The 20857-nt window shown below is 33.7% G+C and carries 17 protein-coding genes and 1 tRNA gene; 9 read left to right on the top strand and 9 right to left on the bottom strand.

The genetic code is table 11. The features are described from left to right. Window positions 1-23: 23 nt before the first annotated feature. The 3 genes from rpoB to rpsT form a co-directional block, all read right to left on the bottom strand. Window positions 24-3317, bottom strand: a complete 3294-nt coding sequence (gene rpoB, locus EU95_RS04880; RefSeq protein WP_032522048.1) for a DNA-directed RNA polymerase subunit beta — start codon at window positions 3315-3317, stop codon at window positions 24-26. 235 nt (window positions 3318-3552) lie between these two features. Next, window positions 3553-4347: a TatD family hydrolase gene (locus EU95_RS04885; protein ID WP_032522046.1), complete on the bottom strand. Its 795-nt coding sequence runs from the start codon at window positions 4345-4347 to the stop codon at window positions 3553-3555. A gap of 17 nt (window positions 4348-4364) precedes the next feature. After that, window positions 4365-4658, bottom strand: a complete 294-nt coding sequence (rpsT, locus tag EU95_RS04890) for a 30S ribosomal protein S20 (protein WP_032522045.1) — start codon at window positions 4656-4658, stop codon at window positions 4365-4367. 122 nt (window positions 4659-4780) lie between these two features. Between rpsT and hisD the strand changes: the two genes are divergently transcribed. Beyond that, a complete protein-coding gene (gene hisD / locus EU95_RS04895) occupies window positions 4781-6067 on the top strand; it encodes a histidinol dehydrogenase (protein WP_032522044.1) in 1287 nt (428 codons plus the stop codon). On the opposite strand, the gene rpiA is transcribed toward hisD, so the two are convergent. Both rpiA and EU95_RS04905 read right to left on the bottom strand, forming a co-directional pair. After that, window positions 6064-6777, bottom strand: a complete 714-nt coding sequence (gene rpiA, locus EU95_RS04900) for a ribose-5-phosphate isomerase RpiA (protein ID WP_342665519.1) — start codon at window positions 6775-6777, stop codon at window positions 6064-6066. The two genes, hisD and rpiA, sit on opposite strands and share 4 nt — an antisense overlap. Before the next feature lie 46 nt (window positions 6778-6823). Continuing rightward, entirely contained in the window at window positions 6824-7954 is a 1131-nt protein-coding gene (locus EU95_RS04905) for a trypsin-like peptidase domain-containing protein (protein ID WP_032522043.1), read from the bottom strand. Window positions 7955-8113: 159 nt separating this feature from the next. On the opposite strand from EU95_RS04905, the gene rimP reads away from it, so the two are divergent. The 4 genes from rimP to infB are packed head-to-tail and all read left to right on the top strand — an operon-like array spanning window position 8114 to window position 13726. After that, window positions 8114-8581: a ribosome maturation factor RimP gene (rimP, locus tag EU95_RS04910; protein ID WP_032522042.1), complete on the top strand. Its 468-nt coding sequence runs from the start codon at window positions 8114-8116 to the stop codon at window positions 8579-8581. Window positions 8582-8615: 34 nt separating this feature from the next. Next, window positions 8616-10019 (top strand): transcription termination factor NusA, encoded by a 1404-nt coding sequence (gene nusA / locus EU95_RS04915; protein WP_032522041.1) that lies wholly within the window; start codon window positions 8616-8618, stop codon window positions 10017-10019. Next, complete coding sequence (locus EU95_RS0108875; RefSeq protein ID WP_158462202.1) at window positions 10016-10297, top strand: YlxR family protein; 282 nt, start codon at window positions 10016-10018, stop codon at window positions 10295-10297. Before nusA ends, EU95_RS0108875 begins: the two co-directional genes overlap by 4 nt. Before the next feature lie 48 nt (window positions 10298-10345). Beyond that, on the top strand, window positions 10346-13726 hold the full coding sequence (gene infB, locus EU95_RS04920) for a translation initiation factor IF-2 (RefSeq protein ID WP_032522040.1): 3381 nt from the start codon (window positions 10346-10348) through the stop codon (window positions 13724-13726). Between the two features lies 1 nt (window position 13727). Here the strand turns inward: infB and EU95_RS04925 are convergent, their stop codons facing one another. After that, the gene (locus tag EU95_RS04925) at window positions 13728-13967 is read right to left on the bottom strand and encodes a DUF3493 domain-containing protein (RefSeq protein ID WP_032522124.1); all 240 of its coding nucleotides are present in this window, start codon (window positions 13965-13967) and stop codon (window positions 13728-13730) included. Window positions 13968-14021: 54 nt separating this feature from the next. Between EU95_RS04925 and EU95_RS04930 the strand changes: the two genes are divergently transcribed. Then, window positions 14022-14093, top strand: a tRNA-Thr gene (locus tag EU95_RS04930). 312 nt (window positions 14094-14405) lie between these two features. Next, window positions 14406-16025: a photosystem II high light acclimation radical SAM protein gene (locus EU95_RS04935; protein ID WP_032522123.1), complete on the top strand. Its 1620-nt coding sequence runs from the start codon at window positions 14406-14408 to the stop codon at window positions 16023-16025. A gap of 15 nt (window positions 16026-16040) precedes the next feature. Here the strand turns inward: EU95_RS04935 and clpS are convergent, their stop codons facing one another. After that, window positions 16041-16358, bottom strand: coding sequence for an ATP-dependent Clp protease adapter ClpS (clpS, locus tag EU95_RS04940; protein WP_032522039.1), 318 nt, complete (start codon window positions 16356-16358; stop codon window positions 16041-16043). 33 nt (window positions 16359-16391) lie between these two features. Beyond that, window positions 16392-17618, bottom strand: a complete 1227-nt coding sequence (locus tag EU95_RS04945; RefSeq protein WP_032522038.1) for an LL-diaminopimelate aminotransferase — start codon at window positions 17616-17618, stop codon at window positions 16392-16394. 301 nt (window positions 17619-17919) lie between these two features. Here EU95_RS04945 and EU95_RS04950 point away from each other — a divergent pair, with 301 nt between their 5' ends. After that, the gene (locus EU95_RS04950) at window positions 17920-19740 is read left to right on the top strand and encodes an Rne/Rng family ribonuclease (protein ID WP_032522037.1); all 1821 of its coding nucleotides are present in this window, start codon (window positions 17920-17922) and stop codon (window positions 19738-19740) included. Beyond that, window positions 19697-20314 (top strand): ribonuclease HII, encoded by a 618-nt coding sequence (locus EU95_RS04955; RefSeq protein ID WP_032522036.1) that lies wholly within the window; start codon window positions 19697-19699, stop codon window positions 20312-20314. Before EU95_RS04950 ends, EU95_RS04955 begins: the two co-directional genes overlap by 44 nt. Here EU95_RS04955 and EU95_RS04960 read toward each other — a convergent pair. Next, a complete protein-coding gene (locus tag EU95_RS04960) occupies window positions 20300-20818 on the bottom strand; it encodes a DUF1997 domain-containing protein (RefSeq protein WP_032522035.1) in 519 nt (172 codons plus the stop codon). The two genes, EU95_RS04955 and EU95_RS04960, sit on opposite strands and share 15 nt — an antisense overlap. Window positions 20819-20857 lie beyond the last annotated feature (39 nt).

Raw genomic sequence — 20857 nt, 5'->3', positions numbered from 1 at the left:
ATTAGGAGTTGTTGATTGAATATTTAATCTTCCTCATATTCAGAGGTTCCGAGTGATTCGTAAGTCGGCCTAGATGGAGTATTCCTTCTCGGATTTATATCTTGCATTAAATCCACCTCTTTTCCTTCATCTGTATATACCCCAATATCTAGACCTAAAGATTGTAATTCTCGCATAAGAACTTTAAATGACTCAGGGGTGCCAGGTCTAGGGATTGGTTTACCTTTCACAATTGCATTTAGAGCTTCATTTCTTCCTTGCATATCATCAGATTTAACAGTTAAAAGTTCTTGGAGAGTATAGGCTGCTCCATATGCTTCAAGAGCCCAAACTTCCATTTCTCCAAGCCTTTGGCCACCTTGTTGGGCTTTACCACCCAAGGGTTGTTGAGTAACCAAGGAATAAGGACCAGTAGATCTTGCATGAATTTTGTCATCAACCAAATGAACTAGCTTAAGAAAGTGAGAATAGCCAACCGCAACAGGTTGATCGAAGGGTTCCCCAGTCCTGCCATCTTTGAGTAATAACTTTCCGGGATCTTCAGGATTGTAAACCCATGATTTACCTGGCTGTTTTGAAGCTTCCTCTAAAAATGCCTGAACAGTCTGATGCGATTTTTCAGGACCATACATTTCATCGAATGGAACAACTTTAACCCTGCAATTTAAGTTGGAAGCTGCCCAGCCCATCAATAATTCAAAAACTTGACCTACATTCATCCTACTAGGGACTCCTAAAGGATTAAGAACTATATCTACAGGGGTTCCATCAGGCAAGTAGGGCATATCTTCTCTCGGTAAGATTCTACTAATAATTCCCTTATTACCATGCCTCCCAGCCATTTTGTCGCCAACTTGGATTTTCCTTCTTTGGGCCACATATACTCTAACAACCATATTTGCTCCAGGAGGTAATTCATCACCTTGTTCTCTGGTGTAAATTCGAACATCCAAAACCCTTCCTTTTTCAGTCTTTGGGACTCTCAGGGAGTTGTCTCTAACATCTCGAGCCTTTTCGCCGAAAATAGCTCTCAAAAGTTTCTCTTCAGGGGGCTGATCTGATTCCCCTTTTGGAGTAACTTTTCCAACAAGAATATCTCCACTTTCGACAAAAGCTCCAATCCGAATAATTCCCATTTCATCAAGATTGTTCAAGCTTTCTTCGGATATATTAGGAATCTCTCTTGTAATTTCTTCTGGTCCTAACTTTGTTTGTCTTGCCTCAATTTCGTATTTTTCAATATGTACTGATGTATATAAATCATCAGTTACCATCCTCTCACTGACAAGAATTGCATCTTCGTAGTTGTAGCCCTCCCATGGCATGTATGCAATTAAAACATTCTGGCCAAGCGCTATTTCCCCACCTTCACATGCTGATCCATCTGCTAACACTTGCCCAGATATAACTTGATCTCCAATTTTTACTATAGGTCTTTGATTTAGGCAGGTATCTTGATTTGATCTTTGATATTTTTGAAGATAATGAAAATATTCATTACCGTCATCATCTTTAACAACAATCTCATTAGCATCTACATAAGATACGGTACCATTAACTTTTGTTATGGGGACCATCCCAGAATCTCGGGCAACTTGAGATTCTAAACCTGTCCCAACCAAAGGACGTTCGGGCCTAAGCAAAGGAACAGCTTGTCTTTGCATATTAGATCCCATCAGAGCTCTATTTGCATCATCATGTTCAAGGAAAGGAATAAGAGAAGTCGCAACTGAAATCACTTGAACAGGGGAAAGTTGAACATAATCAACTTGATGTGGAGGTACTTTTTCAAAATCTTGTCTATATCTGACTGGTATTAGACTTGCAAGTATATTTCCATCCTTATCAGTAGCTACATCTCCAGGAGCTACCCTACACTCATCTTCTAAATCAGCAGAAAGATAAACAGGAGTGCCGTTTTTATTAACTTTGCCATTATCAACTTCCCAAAAGGGAGTTTCAATAAAACCATACTCATTTACGCGTGCATGCGTAGCTAAAGAGTTTATAAGTCCTGCATTAGGACCTTCAGGAGTCTCAATAGGACATAATCTTCCATAATGTGAAGGATGAATATCTCTTACTGCAAACCCTGCTCTTTCTCGTGTTAAACCTCCAGGACCCAAGGCCGAGATTCTTCTTTTGTGAGTTAATTCTGCGAGAGGATTGGTTTGATCCATAAATTGACTTAATTGACTAGATCCAAAAAACTCCTTAATAGCAGCAACCAAAGGTTTAGGGTTCACTAATTGAGCAGGAGTAAGAGAATCTGTTTCTCCAACAGTCATCCTTTCCTTAATAATTCTTTCCAAACGATTAAGTCCTACCCTTACTTGATTTTGAAGAAGTTCTCCAACAGATCTAACCCTGCGATTACCAAGATGATCAATATCATCCAAACTCGCACCACCGATATCTAACTCTAGGTTGATTAGATAATCAATAGTGGAGAGAACATCTTCATGAGTAAGTGTTCTTACATCATCAGGTACAGTAAGCCTCAATTTTTTATTAATTTTGTATCTACCAACTCGGCCTAGGTCATATCTTTTGGGATCAAAAAATCTGCTGTATAGTAATTGTTGCCCACCAGAAACAGAGGGTGGTTCACCAGGACGCAACTTCTTGTAGAGTTCAAGTAAGGCCTGATCTTCGGAATTTATTCCCTCGTCATTAGCTGACTCAATTGAGTTCTGGTAAAACTCAGGGTGCCTAAGTTTATCAACAACGTCATTATCTGAAAGACCCATCGCTCTCATTAAAACGTGAGCATTGATTTTTCTGGTTTTATCAACTCTTACATAAAGTAAATTATTTTTATCAGTCTCGAATTTTAACCATGCACCTCTATTAGGAATAACACTCGCATTGTATGTTCTTCGTCCATTTTTATCCTGTTCATCTTTGAAATATACTCCTGGACTTCGAACAATTTGATTCACTATTACTCTTTCAGCACCATTAATTATGAAAGTTCCTCTTTCAGTCATTAATGGTAATTCGCCAATAAATACCTCTTGTTCTTTAATTTCTCCAGTTTCTTTATTAATTAATCTGCAAGTAACATACATTTGTGATGCAAATGTTGCATCTCTTCTTTTTGCTTCCTCAACATCATGCCTAGGTCTTTTTAATCTGTACTCATCACCAATAAAATGTAATTCTAATTTACCCGTGTAATCAGAAATGGGAGAAAAGTTTTGTAGTTCTTCTATTAAACCCTTTTCCAAAAACCACTTAAAGCTTGCTCTTTGTACTTCAACTAAATCTGGTAGATAAGTAGCTGTTTTTGCTACCTGTAAAGCGCTACTGCTCATCCAAGAAACCTGCGATTATGTGAGATTTACCATTTACTTTTAATCTACTCAATTTTTAACCGTTTAACTTTTCTTATGACTCAAAATCAAAGATAAGATCTCGATTTCAACAAAAAAATCAATTTAAAAGACTATAAAATTGAGCTTAATGGATACAAAACCATCATATAAAGAAAGTTAAACCTAAAAATTTAAGAAAAATTTCAAGTAAATATTAATTTTAGCAGCTGTTGTGTCAACTTAACAAGTCAAATTTAAACAAATCTTCAGCATTACTTGACGACTCTTTGGCAATTGTAATTAATTCCGTAGATCTTAAATCTGCCATAAAATTAGCAACATTTTCCACATATGAAGGTTCATTTCTTTTTCCCCTGTGGGGAACAGGGGCTAAAAAAGGGGAATCAGTTTCAATTAGATATTTATCACTTGGAACTAATTTGGCACACTGATGAATATCATATGCTTTTGGAAATGTTACGATCCCGCTAAAACTGATATAAAAACCAAGATCCAAGAAGTGCTTCATGTCTTCTGGTGTTCCTGTCCAACAATGAAGTACACCTTTAGGACATTTTCCCTTTTTAAAAAGTTCGTTACATATCTCGATCATTTCATTTGCAGCATCTCTGCAATGGATAATTACAGGCAATTCAAGTTCATAAGCTAACTCCATTTGAGGAATAAGAGCATCAATTTGCTGCCTTTTATTTTCATTCTTAAAAAAATCCAAGCCTAATTCCCCAATAGCTATAACTCGTCTATCTTCTTGAGCTGATCTTCTTAGAATGGATAAAGAACTTGGTTTCCATTTTTTTGCTTCTAGCGGATGCAATCCAACTGAATAATAAATTTCATTAAATTCATGAGATATTTTTTTTAACTTAGGAATTTCTGTTAATTCACAGCATGCATGAACTAATTTTTTAACACCTCTCGAGCGAAATCTTTTGACAACATCTTCTAGATCATTCTCGAAATTTTCAAATATCAAATGACAATGCGAATCTATGAGTTCAATATCGCTCATAATTGTTATGTGCCTTTTTACTTTGTGGTGAGGGCAGTTTTTACAAAATTGTTTATTTTAGATTTTTTATTGGCCCCATTATTCTTGTGAAGAACATTTTTTTTAACTGCTTTATCAATTAAACTAAAAACTTTATTAAGACTTGTTTTCACTAAATTCTTATTATCTTCACTAGGGTCTTTAATATATTTTTCGCAATTTTCTAAGGTTCTTTTAGTAAAAGTCCTAACAGTAGATTTATATGATTTATTGATTAAACGATTTCTTTCGGCAATTTGTATTCTCTTTTTTGCTGATTTGTTATTGGCCACAGAGGGTAAAAAATTAGAAGATTATTATCATAACAAATAGATCGACTACTAATCAATCATATATAATTTAGTAAGTTATTTACATTGAGTCTAGAGACCTTTCAATTTGAAAAATTAAGAATATGAAGATCATAAACAATAAAAAAGACGCTATCCAAGAATTAAAAAGGATTTCTACTCGAACTAATTCAGAAAACAATCACAAGATAAATTCAATTGTCGAAGAGATTCTTCAGGAGGTAAAAAATAATGGAGATACTGCAGTGGGCAAATTTACCAAAAAATTTGATGGTTTCAACCCTGATCCTATGCAAGTTAGTGAAAATGACTTAAAGAATGCATGGGATGATATTGATACTAACTTAAAGCACTCACTTGAGGTAGCGCATAAAAGAATCAAACAATTCCATGAAAAAGAAATTCCATCATCTTTCACTATAAAAGGGGAGCATGGTGATACTGTTCAAAGAAGATGGAGACCAGTTAAAAATGCGGGCATATATATTCCTGGAGGTAGGGCTGCTTACCCAAGCACTGTATTAATGAATGCAATACCAGCGATAGTTGCAGGAGTAGAAGAAATTATCATGGTATCCCCTGGAAATAAAGAAGGTAAAATAAACAAAACTGTTTTAGCCGCAGCTCACTTATCAGGGATCACTAAAGTTTTTAGAATTGGAGGGGCACAAGCAATTGGTGCTTTAGCCTTTGGTACAAATCAAATTAATAAAGTTGATGTCATTACAGGTCCAGGGAACATCTATGTAACTACTGCTAAAAAACTAATATATGGCTCTACTGGTATTGATTCTTTGGCTGGGCCAAGTGAAATAGTAATCATCGCAGATGAAACAGCTCAAAGCACTCACATAGCATCTGATCTTCTCGCACAAGCAGAACATGATCCTTTGGCCTCTTCAATACTTCTCACTACATCTAAGCACCAGGCAAAGGAAGTTTTAGAAGAACTTGAAAAAAGAATAGATAATCATCCAAGAAAAGAAATTTGCATGCAATCAATAAAAAATTGGGGATTAATTGTTATTTGTGAAAATTATGAATCATGTATTGAACTTAGTAATAACTTTGCTCCAGAACACTTAGAAATTTTAACTTTAGATTCACAAAAGATTCTTGAAGGTATAGAGAATGCAGGAGCAGTATTTTTAGGGAAATGGACCCCGGAAGCTGTGGGAGATTATCTAGCTGGTCCAAATCATACTTTACCTACATCAGGAAATTCTAGATTTAGCGGTTCCTTAGGGGTTGAAACTTTTATGAAAAACACTTCAATAATAGAATTTAATGAAAAAAGTTTAAAAGTTAACAGTCTTGATATTATAAATCTTGCTAAAAGTGAGGGCTTGCATAGTCATGCTAATTCAGTACAAATAAGGTTTGAAAATTAAAGGACTTTTGATGGAGAGTAAACGACTGGAACACTATTTTCAATTTTACCAACCAATACTTTGTCTGTAATATCAACGAATAATCCGTTTTCTAATACTCCCGGAATATTATTAATTTGCATCTCAATTTCTTTGGGATTCTTTATTCCATTCTTAAATAACACGTCAAGGATTAAGTTGCCCTGGTCGGTAACAACTGGACCAGCTTTTTTGGTAGCCATTCTTAAAGTAGAACTGCCATTCATTTCTGAAATGACATCTTGAACTTGCTTCCAAGCATTTGGAAGTACCTCTATTGGTAGAGGAAAAGATTTATTTAAGTTTTTTACAAGTTTTGTTTCATCGACAACAATTAACAATTGACTAGCTTTAGATGCTACTAACTTTTCTCTAACATGGCATGCACCACCTCCTTTTATTAATTGAAATCCAGGATCAACTTCATCTGCTCCATCAATAGCTAAATCGATTTGAGAAACGGAAGCCAAATCAATAAGAGGAATATCTAGTTCTAGTGCTAAAACTTCTGATTGAAAGGAAGTCGCTACACCTTTGATATTTTGCAATTTACCAGAGCGAATTTCATCAGCAAGATTTTTGATCATAAGAGCTGCTGTAGATCCAGATCCTAATCCGAGAATCATGTCACTCTCTATTTCTTTAATTGCTGCATCAGCAACTATTTGTTTCATTTGAGTTTGCGAATCCAAAATTTTTTTTTCTAAGTTTATAGATTATTAAATTTCAATGGATGATTTATGTCAAACCCGGGAGAGGTTCTGGTTTGATATTTATTTGTATCTCTTTGTTATCCCTTAAGACATTTAAGAGAAATACCTTGCCTATCTGAGCTTTTTCTACCTCATCTAACAAAGCTTTCGGTTCTTGTATAGAGATATTTTCAGCTGCTATTACTAAATCGCCCCTTCTTAAACCAGCTTTTTCAGCAGGGCTATTGGGTACAACTGATTGAATTAAAGCTCCATTCCTTTCAGGCAATTGGACTAGTGAATTAGGATCTTGATTATGTTCTTTAGCAATTTTAGGATTTAAAGAAATTAATTGGACACCTAAATATGGATGGATAACTTCTCCATTTTTAAGGAGCTGATCAGAGACACTTTTTGCTAAATTAATGGGTATTGCGAAACCTAATCCGGCTCCTGGACCACTTCTTACCAATGTATTTATTCCTATTACCTCACCATTTGAATTTATAAGTGGTCCTCCAGAATTTCCTGGATTTATTGCCGCATCAGTCTGAATAAGATCAAGTCTTTTATCTGAAAAACCTAAACTATTAATATCCCTATGGAGACTACTTACAATCCCTAGGGTGACTGTTTTTTCTAGTCCATAGGGAGTACCCAGAGCAATTGCCCAATCTCCTACTTCAAGATCTTCAGAATTTCCAAGTGGGGCAAAATTAGATTGTGATGAATCTTCAATTTTCACTAAAGCTATATCAGTCACTACATCTGTCCCCAAAACTTGGCCATCACAAATAGTTCCATCTGCCAAAGTTACAGAAACATCATCCACTCTTTCTACTACATGAGCATTTGTAAGAACTAAACCATTTTTATTTATAATAACTCCAGAACCTTGACCTCTCTCTCTCTCTGGAGTCAATCCCTGTTCCCCAAGTAAATCTCGCAATAAAGGATCAAGCAAAGTGGGATCGAATTGTTGCCTCTCTACTAATCGCTCAGTATCAATTTTTACAACCGCTGGGCCAACATTTTTCACTGCAGATGACACAAAATTATGATCATCCGAAGAAGTCAAAGCTAAAACTTCAACTTTTTGAGAGAAGTTAACTAAACAAAAACAAACAACAATGAATATTTGGATTAAATTGATGAATTTAATCTTGAGAATCTTCATTAATATTCAAAAGTTTTAGAAGTTACTAAGTTAATGTAATTGAAGAAATACAATATTGTTGTTTTTTTGTTTACATCCATAAAATACAAATTTTTGAATTTTTATAGAAAATATTTTTTTTTATGTGAAAATTATCTTGAATCAATTTTTTAATTAGATTTGAATAAAGAAGATAAAAGTAAATTAGAAAATCTTTTAAGAAAAGTTGCTCATGTATGGGATCTTGAAATCTGTAATTTAAAAATACAAACGAATCAAAATCCAATTGTTTTGGAAATAATTATAAAAAAAACTAATGATGATGATGTTTCACTTGATGATTGTGCACTATTTAATGTACCTGCATCTGAAGAAATTGAGAATTCAAATCTTTTAAATTGTTCATATGTTTTAGAAATTAGTAGTCAAGGGGTCAGTGATGAATTAACCTCAGAAAGAGACTTCAAAACTTTTAAGGGTTTCCCAGTTAATGTTGAGTTGAACCAGAACAATTCAAAAATTAAATTTCTGAATGGTTTACTTTATGAAAAGTCTAAAGATTATTTATCCATTAACATTAAGGGTAAGATAAAAAAAATCCCTTTTAATGAAGTACAAAAGATTAGTCTTTGTACATTAAAAGATTAATTATTTTCAACCATTATTCAATTTCCCATCATAGATGGCATTAGTAATTCTCCCAGGTTTAAACAATCTAATTGAAGACATTAGTGAGGCAAAAAAATTACCTCCTAATATCGTAGAAGTGGCCTTACGCGAAGCCTTATTAAAAGGATACGAAAAATATAGAAGAACTTTTTACATTGGAGTTAATGAAGATCCATTTGACGAAGAATATTTTAATAATTTTGATGTTGGACTAGATCTTGATGAAGAAGGCTATAGGATTTTATCAAGTAAAATAATTGTTGAAGAAGTTGAGAGCGAAGACCATCAAATTTCTCTTTTAGAAGTCAAACAAGTCGCTGATGATGCTCAAATAGGTGACACAGTTGTTTTAGATGTTACTCCTGAGAAAGAGGATTTTGGGCGAATGGCTGCTTCTACAACAAAGCAAGTTTTAGCCCAAAAATTAAGAGATCAGCAAAGAAAGATGATTCAAGAAGAATTTGCTGATTTAGAAGATCCTGTTTTAACTGCAAGAGTTATAAGATTTGAGAGACAATCGGTCATTATGGGAGTTAGTTCGGGCATTGGCAGACCTGAAGTAGAGGCAGAACTTCCAAAAAGGGATCAATTACCAAATGATAATTATAGAGCGAATGCAACTTTTAAAGTATTTTTGAAAGAAGTTAGCGAAATAGCGAGGAAAGGCCCACAACTTTTTGTAAGCAGAGCGAATGCAGGCTTAGTGGTTTATTTATTTGAGAATGAAGTGCCGGAAATTCAAGAAGGTACAGTAAAAATTGTTGCTGTTTCAAGAGAAGCGAACCCTCCTTCAAGAGCTGTTGGCCCTAGAACAAAAGTAGCTGTTGATAGCGTCGAACAAGAAGTTGATCCCGTTGGCGCTTGTATTGGTGCTAGAGGAGCAAGAATTCAGCAAGTTGTTAATGAATTAAGAGGAGAAAAAATTGATGTTATTAAATGGTCATCTGACCCAATACAGTATATTCTTAACTCTCTAAGTCCTGCGAAAGTTGATCTAGTAAGACTAGTTGATCCAGAAGGGCAACATGCTCACGTATTAGTTCCTCCCGATCAATTGAGTCTTGCAATTGGTAGAGAGGGTCAAAATGTAAGACTTGCCGCAAGATTAACCGGATGGAAAATTGATGTTAAAAACTCACATGAATACGATCAGGAATCAGAAGATGCTGCAGTCTCTGAATTAATCGCTCAGAGGGAAGATGAAGAAAATCTCCAGCGAGAAGCTGAACTAAGATTAGAAGCAGAACAAGCTGAGCGTGCTGCAGAAGAAGCTAGATTAAGAGAACTTTATCCCCTTCCTGAAGATGATCAAGAATACGGAGAAGAACAATATGAAGAAGAAGCATTTTCAGATAATGATCAATCAGAGACAACTAAAGAGAGTGAAATATCCACTAGAGAGGAGAGAAAGCGGTGATACAACAAACCCCTGTCATGCGTATATGCATTTCATGTAGAAAAACATATGACAGGCAAAATCTTATTAAGATTACCAAAGATCATAAGCAAGGCATCATTTTTCAAAAAGGGATGGGACGATCGGCTTACATTTGCAAGTCAAAAAAATGCTACTCAGATTCTAAAATCAAAAAAAAGCTTCAAAAAGCTTTAAAAACATTTCTAGACCCTGAGTTTATTGATATTTTTGAAAAAGTAATTTCAAGCTACAATGACAATCCCATTAAGGGAATATAATTAAATTAAATCCTCTTTAAATTTTAGAAAGAGTAAAAATCAGACTAAATGACACTCAGCGATAAAATCAGAATTTACGAACTTTCCAGAGACTTAAATCTGGAAAATAAAGATATATTGGATGCCGCTCAAAAACTTTCAATTTCAGTAAAAAGTCACAGCAGTTCGATTAGTGTAGAGGATGCAAAAAAAATAGAACATCTTATTAATAAAAAAGATTCAAATAAAAAAATACTTTCTATTAATAAACCTTTAATTAAAAAAGATAATTACAAACAAAACAAAGAAGATAAATCTCCCTTAATCTCTTCTGAAATAGGGAAACCCTCTAAAGACAATCTAAACAAAAAGCCATTATTGATAAAACCTCTTAATAAGCCCGAGAGTCCTAAAACAATTTCAAATTTACCTAAAAATCCAAATAAGCCCCCAAATATTAATAATTCACAATCGCAAGCAAATCCTAAAAATCAAAATACAAATAGTAAACCTTCATACTCTTACAACCAAGATAAAAAAACTTTTCGAAATAACACAACTCCACCTATCAAAAGTCCAGCAAAACCTCCTATTCAGCTAATTGCAAAGCCAAAAAATATAAATAGTAATAATAATAATATTAAATCTAATCAATCCTCGAAGAACATTTACAGCGCAGTAGATAAAAGAGAACTATCTAACAACCCTGATCAAAAAACGAACAAATCTCAAGCAAAAAATCTTAATAATAAAGTGAATACTCCAGAGCTCGTAGGAGCTCCCATAAGAAGAGAGGCTAATAGGCAAAACAATACTAAGCAAAACATTTCTTTTAAACAAACTGCCCAAAAAAGACCTGGTGTTCCAAACAGACCGGGTTCTCCAAATAGACCTGGCATCTCCAATAGGCCAGGATTAAGTAACAAGCAATCAGATCAAGGCAGACCTGGCATCTCCAATAGGCCAGGATTAAGTAACAAGCAATCAGATCAAGGCAGACCTGGCTCCTTCAATAGACAATTCAATCCCAACAGATCTGGAAGTTCTAGTGGAAATTACAGACAAGGAAGTTCTTTTAAGCAAGGTGATTTTAATAGATCTAGTTCTAAATTCAATAGTCAAAAGCCCTCTGGCATCAGGAAACCAGTATCACCTAATGAACTTTTACAACTCCAAAAAACTAATAAATCTGAAAAAGATAAGCAAAGTATTAAAAATAACGACAAACAAAATATTGAGTCACCTAAGCAGAAGGTAAAAACTCCCAATAATCGTCCAAATGCTGCCCCGAATTCTAAAAAAACACCTTATAGAACATTTTCAAATAGTTCAAGAAAAACCGGGAAGACGGATTGGGATGATAGTGCAAAATTAGAAGCATTAAAAAGTAAAAATACCCAAAAACAAAGACAGAAAGTTCATTTTATCGGTGAGAATGATGATTCATTAACATCTGAAACCAGTGGATACTCAGGTGAAAAAATATCAATACTATCAGCTAGTTTGGCGCGTCCAAAGAAAGAAAAGTCTGATGAGACTAGACCTCAAAAATCTATAAAACAATTTAAGAAAAAGAAAAAAGAGACCACAAGACAAAGGCAAAAAAGAAGAGCTATGGAGTTAAGGGCTGCTAAAGAAGCAAAACAAGTAAGACCTGAGATGATAATTGTTCCTGAAGATAATCTAACTGTTCAAGAATTGGCTGATAAATTAAGTCTGGAAAGTTCTGAAATAATCAAATCACTTTTCTTTAAGGGAATAACGGCCACTGTAACCCAATCACTTGACTTGGCAACTATTGAAACTGTTGCAGAAGAATTTGGAGTGCCTGTTTTGCAAGATGATATCCAAGAAGCCGCAGAGAAAACAGTAGATATGATTGAATCTGATGATATTGATAATTTAATAAAAAGACCACCTGTTATTACAGTAATGGGTCATGTAGATCATGGTAAAACAAGTCTCTTAGATTCCATAAGGGAATCAAGGGTAGCTTCAGGAGAGGCAGGGGGTATAACTCAACACATAGGCGCTTATCAAGTTGAATTTGAACATGAATCCAAAAAGAAAAAATTAACTTTTCTTGATACCCCTGGGCATGAAGCCTTTACAGCAATGAGAGCAAGGGGTACAAAAGTCACAGATGTAGCTGTTCTTGTTGTGGCGGCAGATGATGGTTGCAGACCCCAAACACTTGAGGCTATTAGTCATGCAAAAGCTGCAAAAGTACCAATTGTTGTTGCAATAAATAAAATTGATAAAGAAGGGGCATCTCCAGAAAGAGTTAAACAAGAACTATCAGAAAAAGATTTAATTGCTGAAGATTGGGGAGGAGATATTGTGATGGTTCCAGTGAGTGCAATCAAAAAACAAAACATTGATAAATTGCTTGAAATGATTTTATTAGTTTCAGAAGTTGAAGACCTACAAGCAAACCCTGACAGACATGCCAAAGGTACTGTTATTGAAGCTCACCTAGATAAAGCCAAAGGTCCTGTAGCTACTCTTTTAGTACAAAATGGTACCTTAAAATCTGGTGATGTTTTGGCTGCAGGTTCAGTCCTAGGAAAAATAAGAGCAATGGTTGATGAAAATGGTAACAGAATCAAAGAAGCCGGACCATCCTTTCCTGTTGAAGCACTTGGATTTAGTGAGGTACCAACAGCAGGTGATGAATTCGAAGTCTACCCTGATGAAAAAACTGCTCGAGCTGTTGTTGGAGATAGAGCCACTGATGCCAGAGCTACAAAATTAGCCCAGCAGATGGCTTCAAGAAGAGTTAGCTTATCATCCCTATCAACTAAAGCAAATGATGGAGAACTAAAAGAGTTAAACTTAATTCTTAAAGCTGATGTTCAAGGTAGTGTAGAAGCTATATTAGGATCACTTGAACAATTACCAAAGAATGAAGTTCAAGTAAGGGTTTTACTATCAGCTCCAGGAGAAATAACTGAGACAGATATAGACCTTGCAGCTGCATCAGGATCAGTAATCATTGGATTTAACACATCGTTAGCATCTGGAGCAAAGAAAGCAGCAGATGCGAACGATGTTGACATAAGAGAATATGAAGTAATCTATAAACTCTTAGAAGATATTCAGTTGGCTATGGAAGGCTTACTAGAACCTGATCTTGTAGAAGAATCTTTAGGAAAAGCCGAAGTTAGGGCAACTTTTGCAGTTGGCAAGGGAGCTATCGCAGGATGTTACATACAAAATGGTAAATTACAACGAAATTGTTCTCTAAGAGTTATTAGATCAGATAAAGTAATTTTTGAAGGCAATTTAGACTCTCTCAAAAGGGCTAAAGATGACGTAAAAGAAGTAAATACAGGCTTTGAATGCGGAGTTGGCTGCGATAAATTCTCCTCTTGGATTGAGGGAGACTTAATTGAAGCATACAAATTTGTTACTAAAAAGAGAACATTAACCCAAACATCCAATAGTTGACTTATGAATCTTTATTTTTGTCAAGGAATAATAAAGTAGGAAATAATATACATGCACCCAATTGAATGAGAAGATTATTTTGCTGCAATTCACTTCCATTAGACATTTTTAAAAGCATTATCAAAAGTCCCAAAAATGCCGAACCGCTAAAAGCTATCCACAATATTCTCCTCAAACCTTTGAAAGGAGCCTGAGATTCCTTTAATAATTTCTTTTTTAACTCAGGATCTATTTTTGACATAAATTTATTTAATAATAGAATTAAGTCTAAACGAAAAATCAAGACTTTAATATTGCCGGTATAGCTCAGGGGTAGAGCAACTGTCTCGTAAACAGTAGGTCATTGGTTCAATTCCGATTATCGGCATTTAAAAAGCATATTAGAGATAATTTTATATGGTTGATTTTCATAATTTAAATATCCATTTTAACTATGTAACTTTTATTTCTTGCTTATTTTTATTGCAAAAAGTTTAAGTCTCTAAAAAATATTTTGAAATTCTTAGTCAAATTTATTGATGCATTCAAACTCTTCTAAATACAAAAATGGATTTATAAAATTTCTGTTATTTGAATTTAATTAATTGTTAGTATCATTCTCTTGGGATTTTAATTTCTCCAAATTAGTTATAAAGTAGTTAGATTCTCTATGAAGTTAAGATCATTAGAAATTCATGGCATGAATTTAAATTTAAAAATCAAAAAAATAAATAAAAAAAATCCCCTCGAAAAGCAGTATGAAAAAATTCTTACTGTAAGACTTCCATGTAATCCGATATTTCCAATAGGACCTATTTATTTAGCAGACCATATTCACAAATGTTTTCCAAATGTAGAGCAACAATTTATTGATCTAGCAATAATTCCATCTAATAGAGTTTCCAAATATTTAGCTAGAAAAATTGACCAATTTAGACCTCATCTAATCATTTTTTCATGGAGAGATATACAAATTTATGCACCTGTTGATGGAAGAAGTGGAAATCCCCTTCAAAACTCTTTTGAGGTTTTTTACTCAAAAAATTTCCTAAAAAAAATTAGAGGTTCTTGGGGAGGATTAAAATTAATTGCATCTCACTACGGAGAGATATATAGAAATACTTCTTTAGTCAAGATGGGATTAAAAAGAGCACAAAAATATAACAAAGATATAAAAGTAATTTTAGGAGGTGGTGCTGTTAGTGTCTTCTATGAACAATTAGGAAGTCTACTTCCTAAAGGAACTGTTATATCTGTTGGAGAGGGAGAAAATCTCATAGAGAAAATCATTAGGAGAGATTCCATAGAGGAAGAAAGGTGTTATATTGCTGGACAAAAACCTCGTAACAAATTAATACATGAACAACCTTCAGGCACTGTTAAAACTGCTTGCAATTATAAATATATTAAATCAATATGGCCTGAATTTAACTGGTATATAGATGGTGGAGAATACTATGTAGGGGTGCAAACAAAAAGAGGCTGTCCTCATAATTGTTGCTTCTGTGTTTATACAGTTGTAGAAGGGAAGCAAGTTCGTGTAAATCCAGTTAACGAAGTAATCAAAGAGATGAAACAATTATACGATCTTGGAGTTAGAGGATTTTGGTTTACAGATGCTCAATTTATTCCAGCCAAAAAGCACATTGAAGACGCGAAAAAGCTATTGCAAGCTATTAAAAACCAAGGCTGGCACGACATTAATTGGGCTGCATACATAAGAGCGGATAATATTGATGCTGAACTTGCTCAGCTTATGGTTGATACAGGTATGAGCTATTTTGAAATCGGTATCACTTCGGGATCTCAAGAACTTGTAAGAAAAATGAAACTAGCGTACGACCTTGAAACTGTATTAAATAATTGTAGGATGCTAGTCCAATCAGGTTTCAAAAACCATGTATCAGTCAATTATTCATTTAATGTATTTGATGAAACGCCAAGCACCATAAGACAAACAATTGCTTACCATAGAGAATTAGAAAATATTTTTGGTAAAGGCCTAGTTGATCCAGCTATATTCTTTATAGGTTTGCAACCTCACACTCTTCTTGAAAAATATGCCTTAGATCATAAAATTTTGAAGCCTGATTATAATCCAATGAGTATGATGCCCTGGACAGCAAGAAAACTTCTATGGAATCCAGGCTCATTAGGAAAAAAACTTGGCCAGGTTTGCTTAGAAGCTTTTGATAATCCAGAAGATGAATTTGGTAAAACGGTTATCAACATTCTTGAGAGAGAATATGGAAAGTCTTCCCTAGAAGAATCTCTAAAAGTGCGTCCCTTATCAGAAAGGAAATTAGCTCATTTAAAATAATAAATTCAAAAATTATTAATCCTCTTTTTCAATTGAACTAGAAATTCCTCTTGATTTTAATGATTCTGAGTAGAATTCTGCTGGCTCTAAATCACAAACAATTACCAAACCTATACCCGTATTGTGTGCCTCTAGCATTATGGAGATCGCATCTTGTTCACTTAATTGCGGCACAACTTCTCGTAGTGAAATAGTTACATACTCCATAGAGTTTACTGGGTCATTATGAAGTAATACCTTATATTTTGGAGATTTATTTTTTAATTCAGCAGGTTTCTTTTCAATCACTGCTGAATTATTATTATCGCTTTGTTTTAATTTTATGGATAGCATTAAATTTTTTAAGAATCTAAATAGTAATAATAATTATATATTAATTATTCTTTCCATTGCATCAATAACGTTTGATCGTGAGTTAAATGCTGACAAACGGAAATAACCCTCTCCTGATAATCCAAATCCGCTCCCAGGTGTGCCCACGACACTAACTTTCTGAAGAAGAAAATCGAAAAAGTCCCAAGATGTCATTAGATCAGGAACTTTAATCCAGATATAAGGAGCATTGTCCCCTCCGAAAACCTTATATCCTGCTGTCTGAAGTTTATTTTTCATGATTTTTGCATTTTCCATATAAAAATCAATTAAACCTTTCACCTCTTTCTTCCCTTCATGTGAATAAACAGCTTCTGCTCCTCTCTGAACGACGTAACTTACTCCATTAAACTTTGTAGATTGTCGCCTATTCCAAAGAGGCCATAAGTCTATTTCCTCATTTGTTGAGCTCAAACCTTTGAGATTTTTAGGTATTACTGTAAAAGCACATCTAACTCCAGTGAATCCTGCATTCTTTGAAAAAGATCTGAATTCAATTGCACATTCCTTTGCCCCCTCGATCTCATATATTGAATGTGGAATATCATTATCTTGAATAAATGCTTCATAAGCTGCATCAAAAAGTATTAGAGATTTGTTTTGAAGAGCATAGTCAACCCACTTTTTCAATTCATCTTTAGTAATAGTTGCTCCAGTTGGATTATTTGGGAAACAAAGGTATAAAATATCAACTTTTTTTTCAGGTAATTCTGGCATAAAGTTATTTCCCTCGTTTATTGCAAGATATGTCAACCCTTGATAAGTTCCATTTTCAAGAGCATCTCCAGTTCTGCCTGTCATAACATTACTATCAACATAAACAGGATAAACAGGATCTGTTACAGCAATGGAATTATCTTTTCCAAGAATATCTAAAATATTGCTACTATCGCATTTAGATCCATCTGATACAAAGATTTCTTCAGGTAATATTTGACAGCCTCGAGAAAGAAAATCATGCTCAGATATTTTTTCTCTGAGCCAAGAATAACCTTGTTCTGGACCATAACCTCTAAAACCTTCTGTTGTCCCCATATCATCTAAAGCTTTGCCCATTGCCTCTATGCATGCTCTAGGTAATGGTTCTGTAACATCTCCTATTCCAAGCTTTATAATATCAGCACTACTATTTGATTGGGAATATATTTTTACTCTTTTAGCAATTTCAGGGAATAAATAGCCTGCTTTGAGTTTTAAATAATTTTCGTTTACTTGAACCACTTTAAATAAAAAATTTCACCTTTATTAGAATAATGGATCAACGTGCTTTAGTGGTGATTAGATGTTAAGATTATCCTAGTTATGATTAATTCAAGAAATAATCATAGCTATGAATTCAATTTCAATTAGTTTGAAAATCGTTTAAAGCTTTATAAATAGCAGAATTCAATCACAATTAAATTTATTAATTTTAAAAAATTACATAATACTAGCTATAAATAGTTGCTTTTTTTAAAAAGAAAAAAATCTAACTAATTACCTTAGATGATTTTCAAAATCCAAATCATTCAGAATAAATTATATGTCTCAGCAAATTATCATCGCTGAGCAGGCTCGAATTGCAGCTCTGCTCACAGATGGTCGAGTTGATGAATTAATCGTCGCACAAGGTCAATATCAAATTGGCGATATTTTTTTAGGAACGGTTGAAAATGTTCTTCCTGGAATAGATGCAGCTTTCATAAATATTGGTGAAAGCGATAAAAATGGATTCATCCATGTATCAGATCTTGGTCCATTAAGACAAAAAAAAGGAATATATGGAATAACTGAATTACTAGAGCCAAAACAAAAAGTTCTAGTACAGGTCATGAAAGAACCTACAGGATCTAAAGGGCCTAGACTTAACGGAAGTATTTCAATTCCTGGAAAGTACTTGATATTACAGCCATATGGTCAAGGAGTAAATATTTCCAGAAAAATCAATACTGAAACTGAAAGGAGTCGCTTAAAAGCTCTAGGAGTTCTAATAAAACCACAAAGTACAGGTTTACTATTTAGAACAGAGGCAGAAAAGATAAAAGAAGAACTACTTATTGAAGATTTAGAAAATTTAATTCAACAATGGGAAAATATTTTAAAAGTTTCTGAAACTTCTAACCCACCAAATTTAATAAAAAGAGATGATGATTTCTCTCTTAAAATTTTGAGAGATCATATTAAATCATCAACTAAAAGCGTAATTATCGATAGTAAAATTTCAATTGAAAAGGCAAAAGATTTTTTAATAAATTACGAATCTAATATAGATATTGAATTTCATGATAATGTTCTCAACCAAAATATTTTAGAAAAGTACGAAGTCACAAAAACAATTCAGAAAGCTCTTCAACCAAGGGTAGACCTTCCTTCAGGAGGATATATCATTATTGAACCAACTGAAGCCTTAACAGTAATTGATGTAAACTCTGGCTCATTTACAAGATCTGCCAACTCAAGACAAACAGTTTTATGGACGAATTGCGAAGCAGCTGTTGAAATCTCAAGACAAATGAAATTAAGAAATATTGGCGGAGTTATCGTAGTAGATTTTATTGATATGGAATCTAGAAGAGATCAATTTCAGTTACTTGAGCATTTCACTTCGGCAATAAAAGATGATTCTGCTAGGCCTCAGATAGCTCAGCTTACTGAATTAGGTTTAGTTGAGTTAACCAGAAAAAGACAAGGTCAAAATATATATGAATTATTTGGTAAAAAATGTTCTCATTGCAACGGCACAGGAAATATCGAAAACATATTAAACAATGAAGTAACTAGTTTTCAATTTAAAAACTCTGACAATAAATTTAATAAATATAACGGAATAAAATCTCTAGATATAGAGGGTTCTCAATTAACTGAAAAGCAGCAAAAAATAGTTGAAAATGAATTACTTAACTCAAAAAACATAAATAAGGATGATTCTTCGAATAAACAAGAAAATAATAATGAAAATTTGAACTCATTAAATTCAAAAGAAAAAAACTTAATAACTGTTGATCTTACGAATGATGAAAAAATTGTTTACAGCCAATTGGGCATTAATCCACTCATAAAGGTAGGGAAAGAGTATCTCAACAGCAATAATCTTGCGCAGTTACATGAAAAGAGTAAGACAGACGAAAAAACTTTAGATATTAAAAAAACAACTTCAAAACAAGTAAGCAAAATCTCAAAAACTGAAGAAGAAGTGTCTGAAATTGATATTAAAGCGAACACAGACTTAAAAGATAAATCAACAAAAGAAACTAATGAAACAGAAGAAGTTTTATTTACAGATAAGAGCGATGAAAGCGAACTAACAGATGAAATAAACAATGCAAGAAAAAAAAGAAGGAGATCTTCAGCAAGTATTGAATAAAGTATCCGAAGTAGGGCTAGATGAAGTTGGAAAGGGAGCAGTTTTTGGTCCAGTTTTCTCAGCAGTCGTGGTTTTGACTAAAAAAAATAAATTAAACTTAAAAAAATTTGGAGTTAATGATAGTAAAAAATTAACTCCCAAACAAAGAAAAGTACTTTTGCCAAAAATTTTATTACTTTGTTCTGATTATGGAATTGGTCAATCCTCGGCCAGAGAAATAGATAAGTTCGGAATTAGAATTGCCACTGAACTTTCAATGATAAGAGCTTTAAAGAAATTAAAAGAAAAACCATCTGAATTAATAATTGATGGCACATTACCATTAAGGCCATGGAAGGGAATTCAGAAAAATATAGTATCTGGAGACTCTAAATTTATTGCAATAGCAGCTGCCAGCATAATTGCAAAAGTATCGCGTGACAACCTAATGGAAAGATTAGAAAAGAAATACTCAGGATACTTTATATTTAAGAATAAAGGTTATGGTACTAAAGAGCATCTTTCAATTATCAAAGATAATGGAATAACTAAACTTCACAGGAAAAGTTTTTTAAAAAAATCAAATCTTATTTAATTCACACCAATCTAAAAAATCTTTAACTAACTGCTGCTGAACTCTAGATTTTATACCCAATAAAATTCCATTTAATACAGAATGACCAGTAGATTCCAAAATTTTCTTTGGCACCAGCTTCAATAGAGTAGGTTGGCTTACAGAAACCCCTAAAAGCGCCTCACCTTCTAAACCTACCTCAGTGGCTTCCAAATTAGCTTTCAAAATTAGAGTAAAGTCATCTATTATCCCCAAACCATCCAATTTACTTTCAAGTGCACTCATTCTCAAAATTCCATCTTTATTCTCTACCCCAATTAAAACAACAGGGTTAATATCCAATTGAAAAACCTTAAAACTTGTTACTGTATACTTGTATCTACCTCCCCCTTCAGGTAATAATTTTTTGGAGTCCAGCATTGCTCCAACAACTCTTTCTTCTTCCAAAAGATATTTAGAAAGATATTCCTTATTTCTTGTTACAGAAAGCTTTAGTTTCTGTTTAGCATCAAAAGATAATAGCATTTTCTAACCCCCTCCAATGCTTATTTGATCTCTTTTTTT

The sequence above is a fragment of the Prochlorococcus marinus str. MIT 9201 genome, assembly GCF_000759955.1.
Classification (GTDB): domain Bacteria; phylum Cyanobacteriota; class Cyanobacteriia; order PCC-6307; family Cyanobiaceae; genus Prochlorococcus_A; species Prochlorococcus_A marinus_G.
This window is presented reverse-complemented; position numbering and strand designations above follow the sequence as displayed.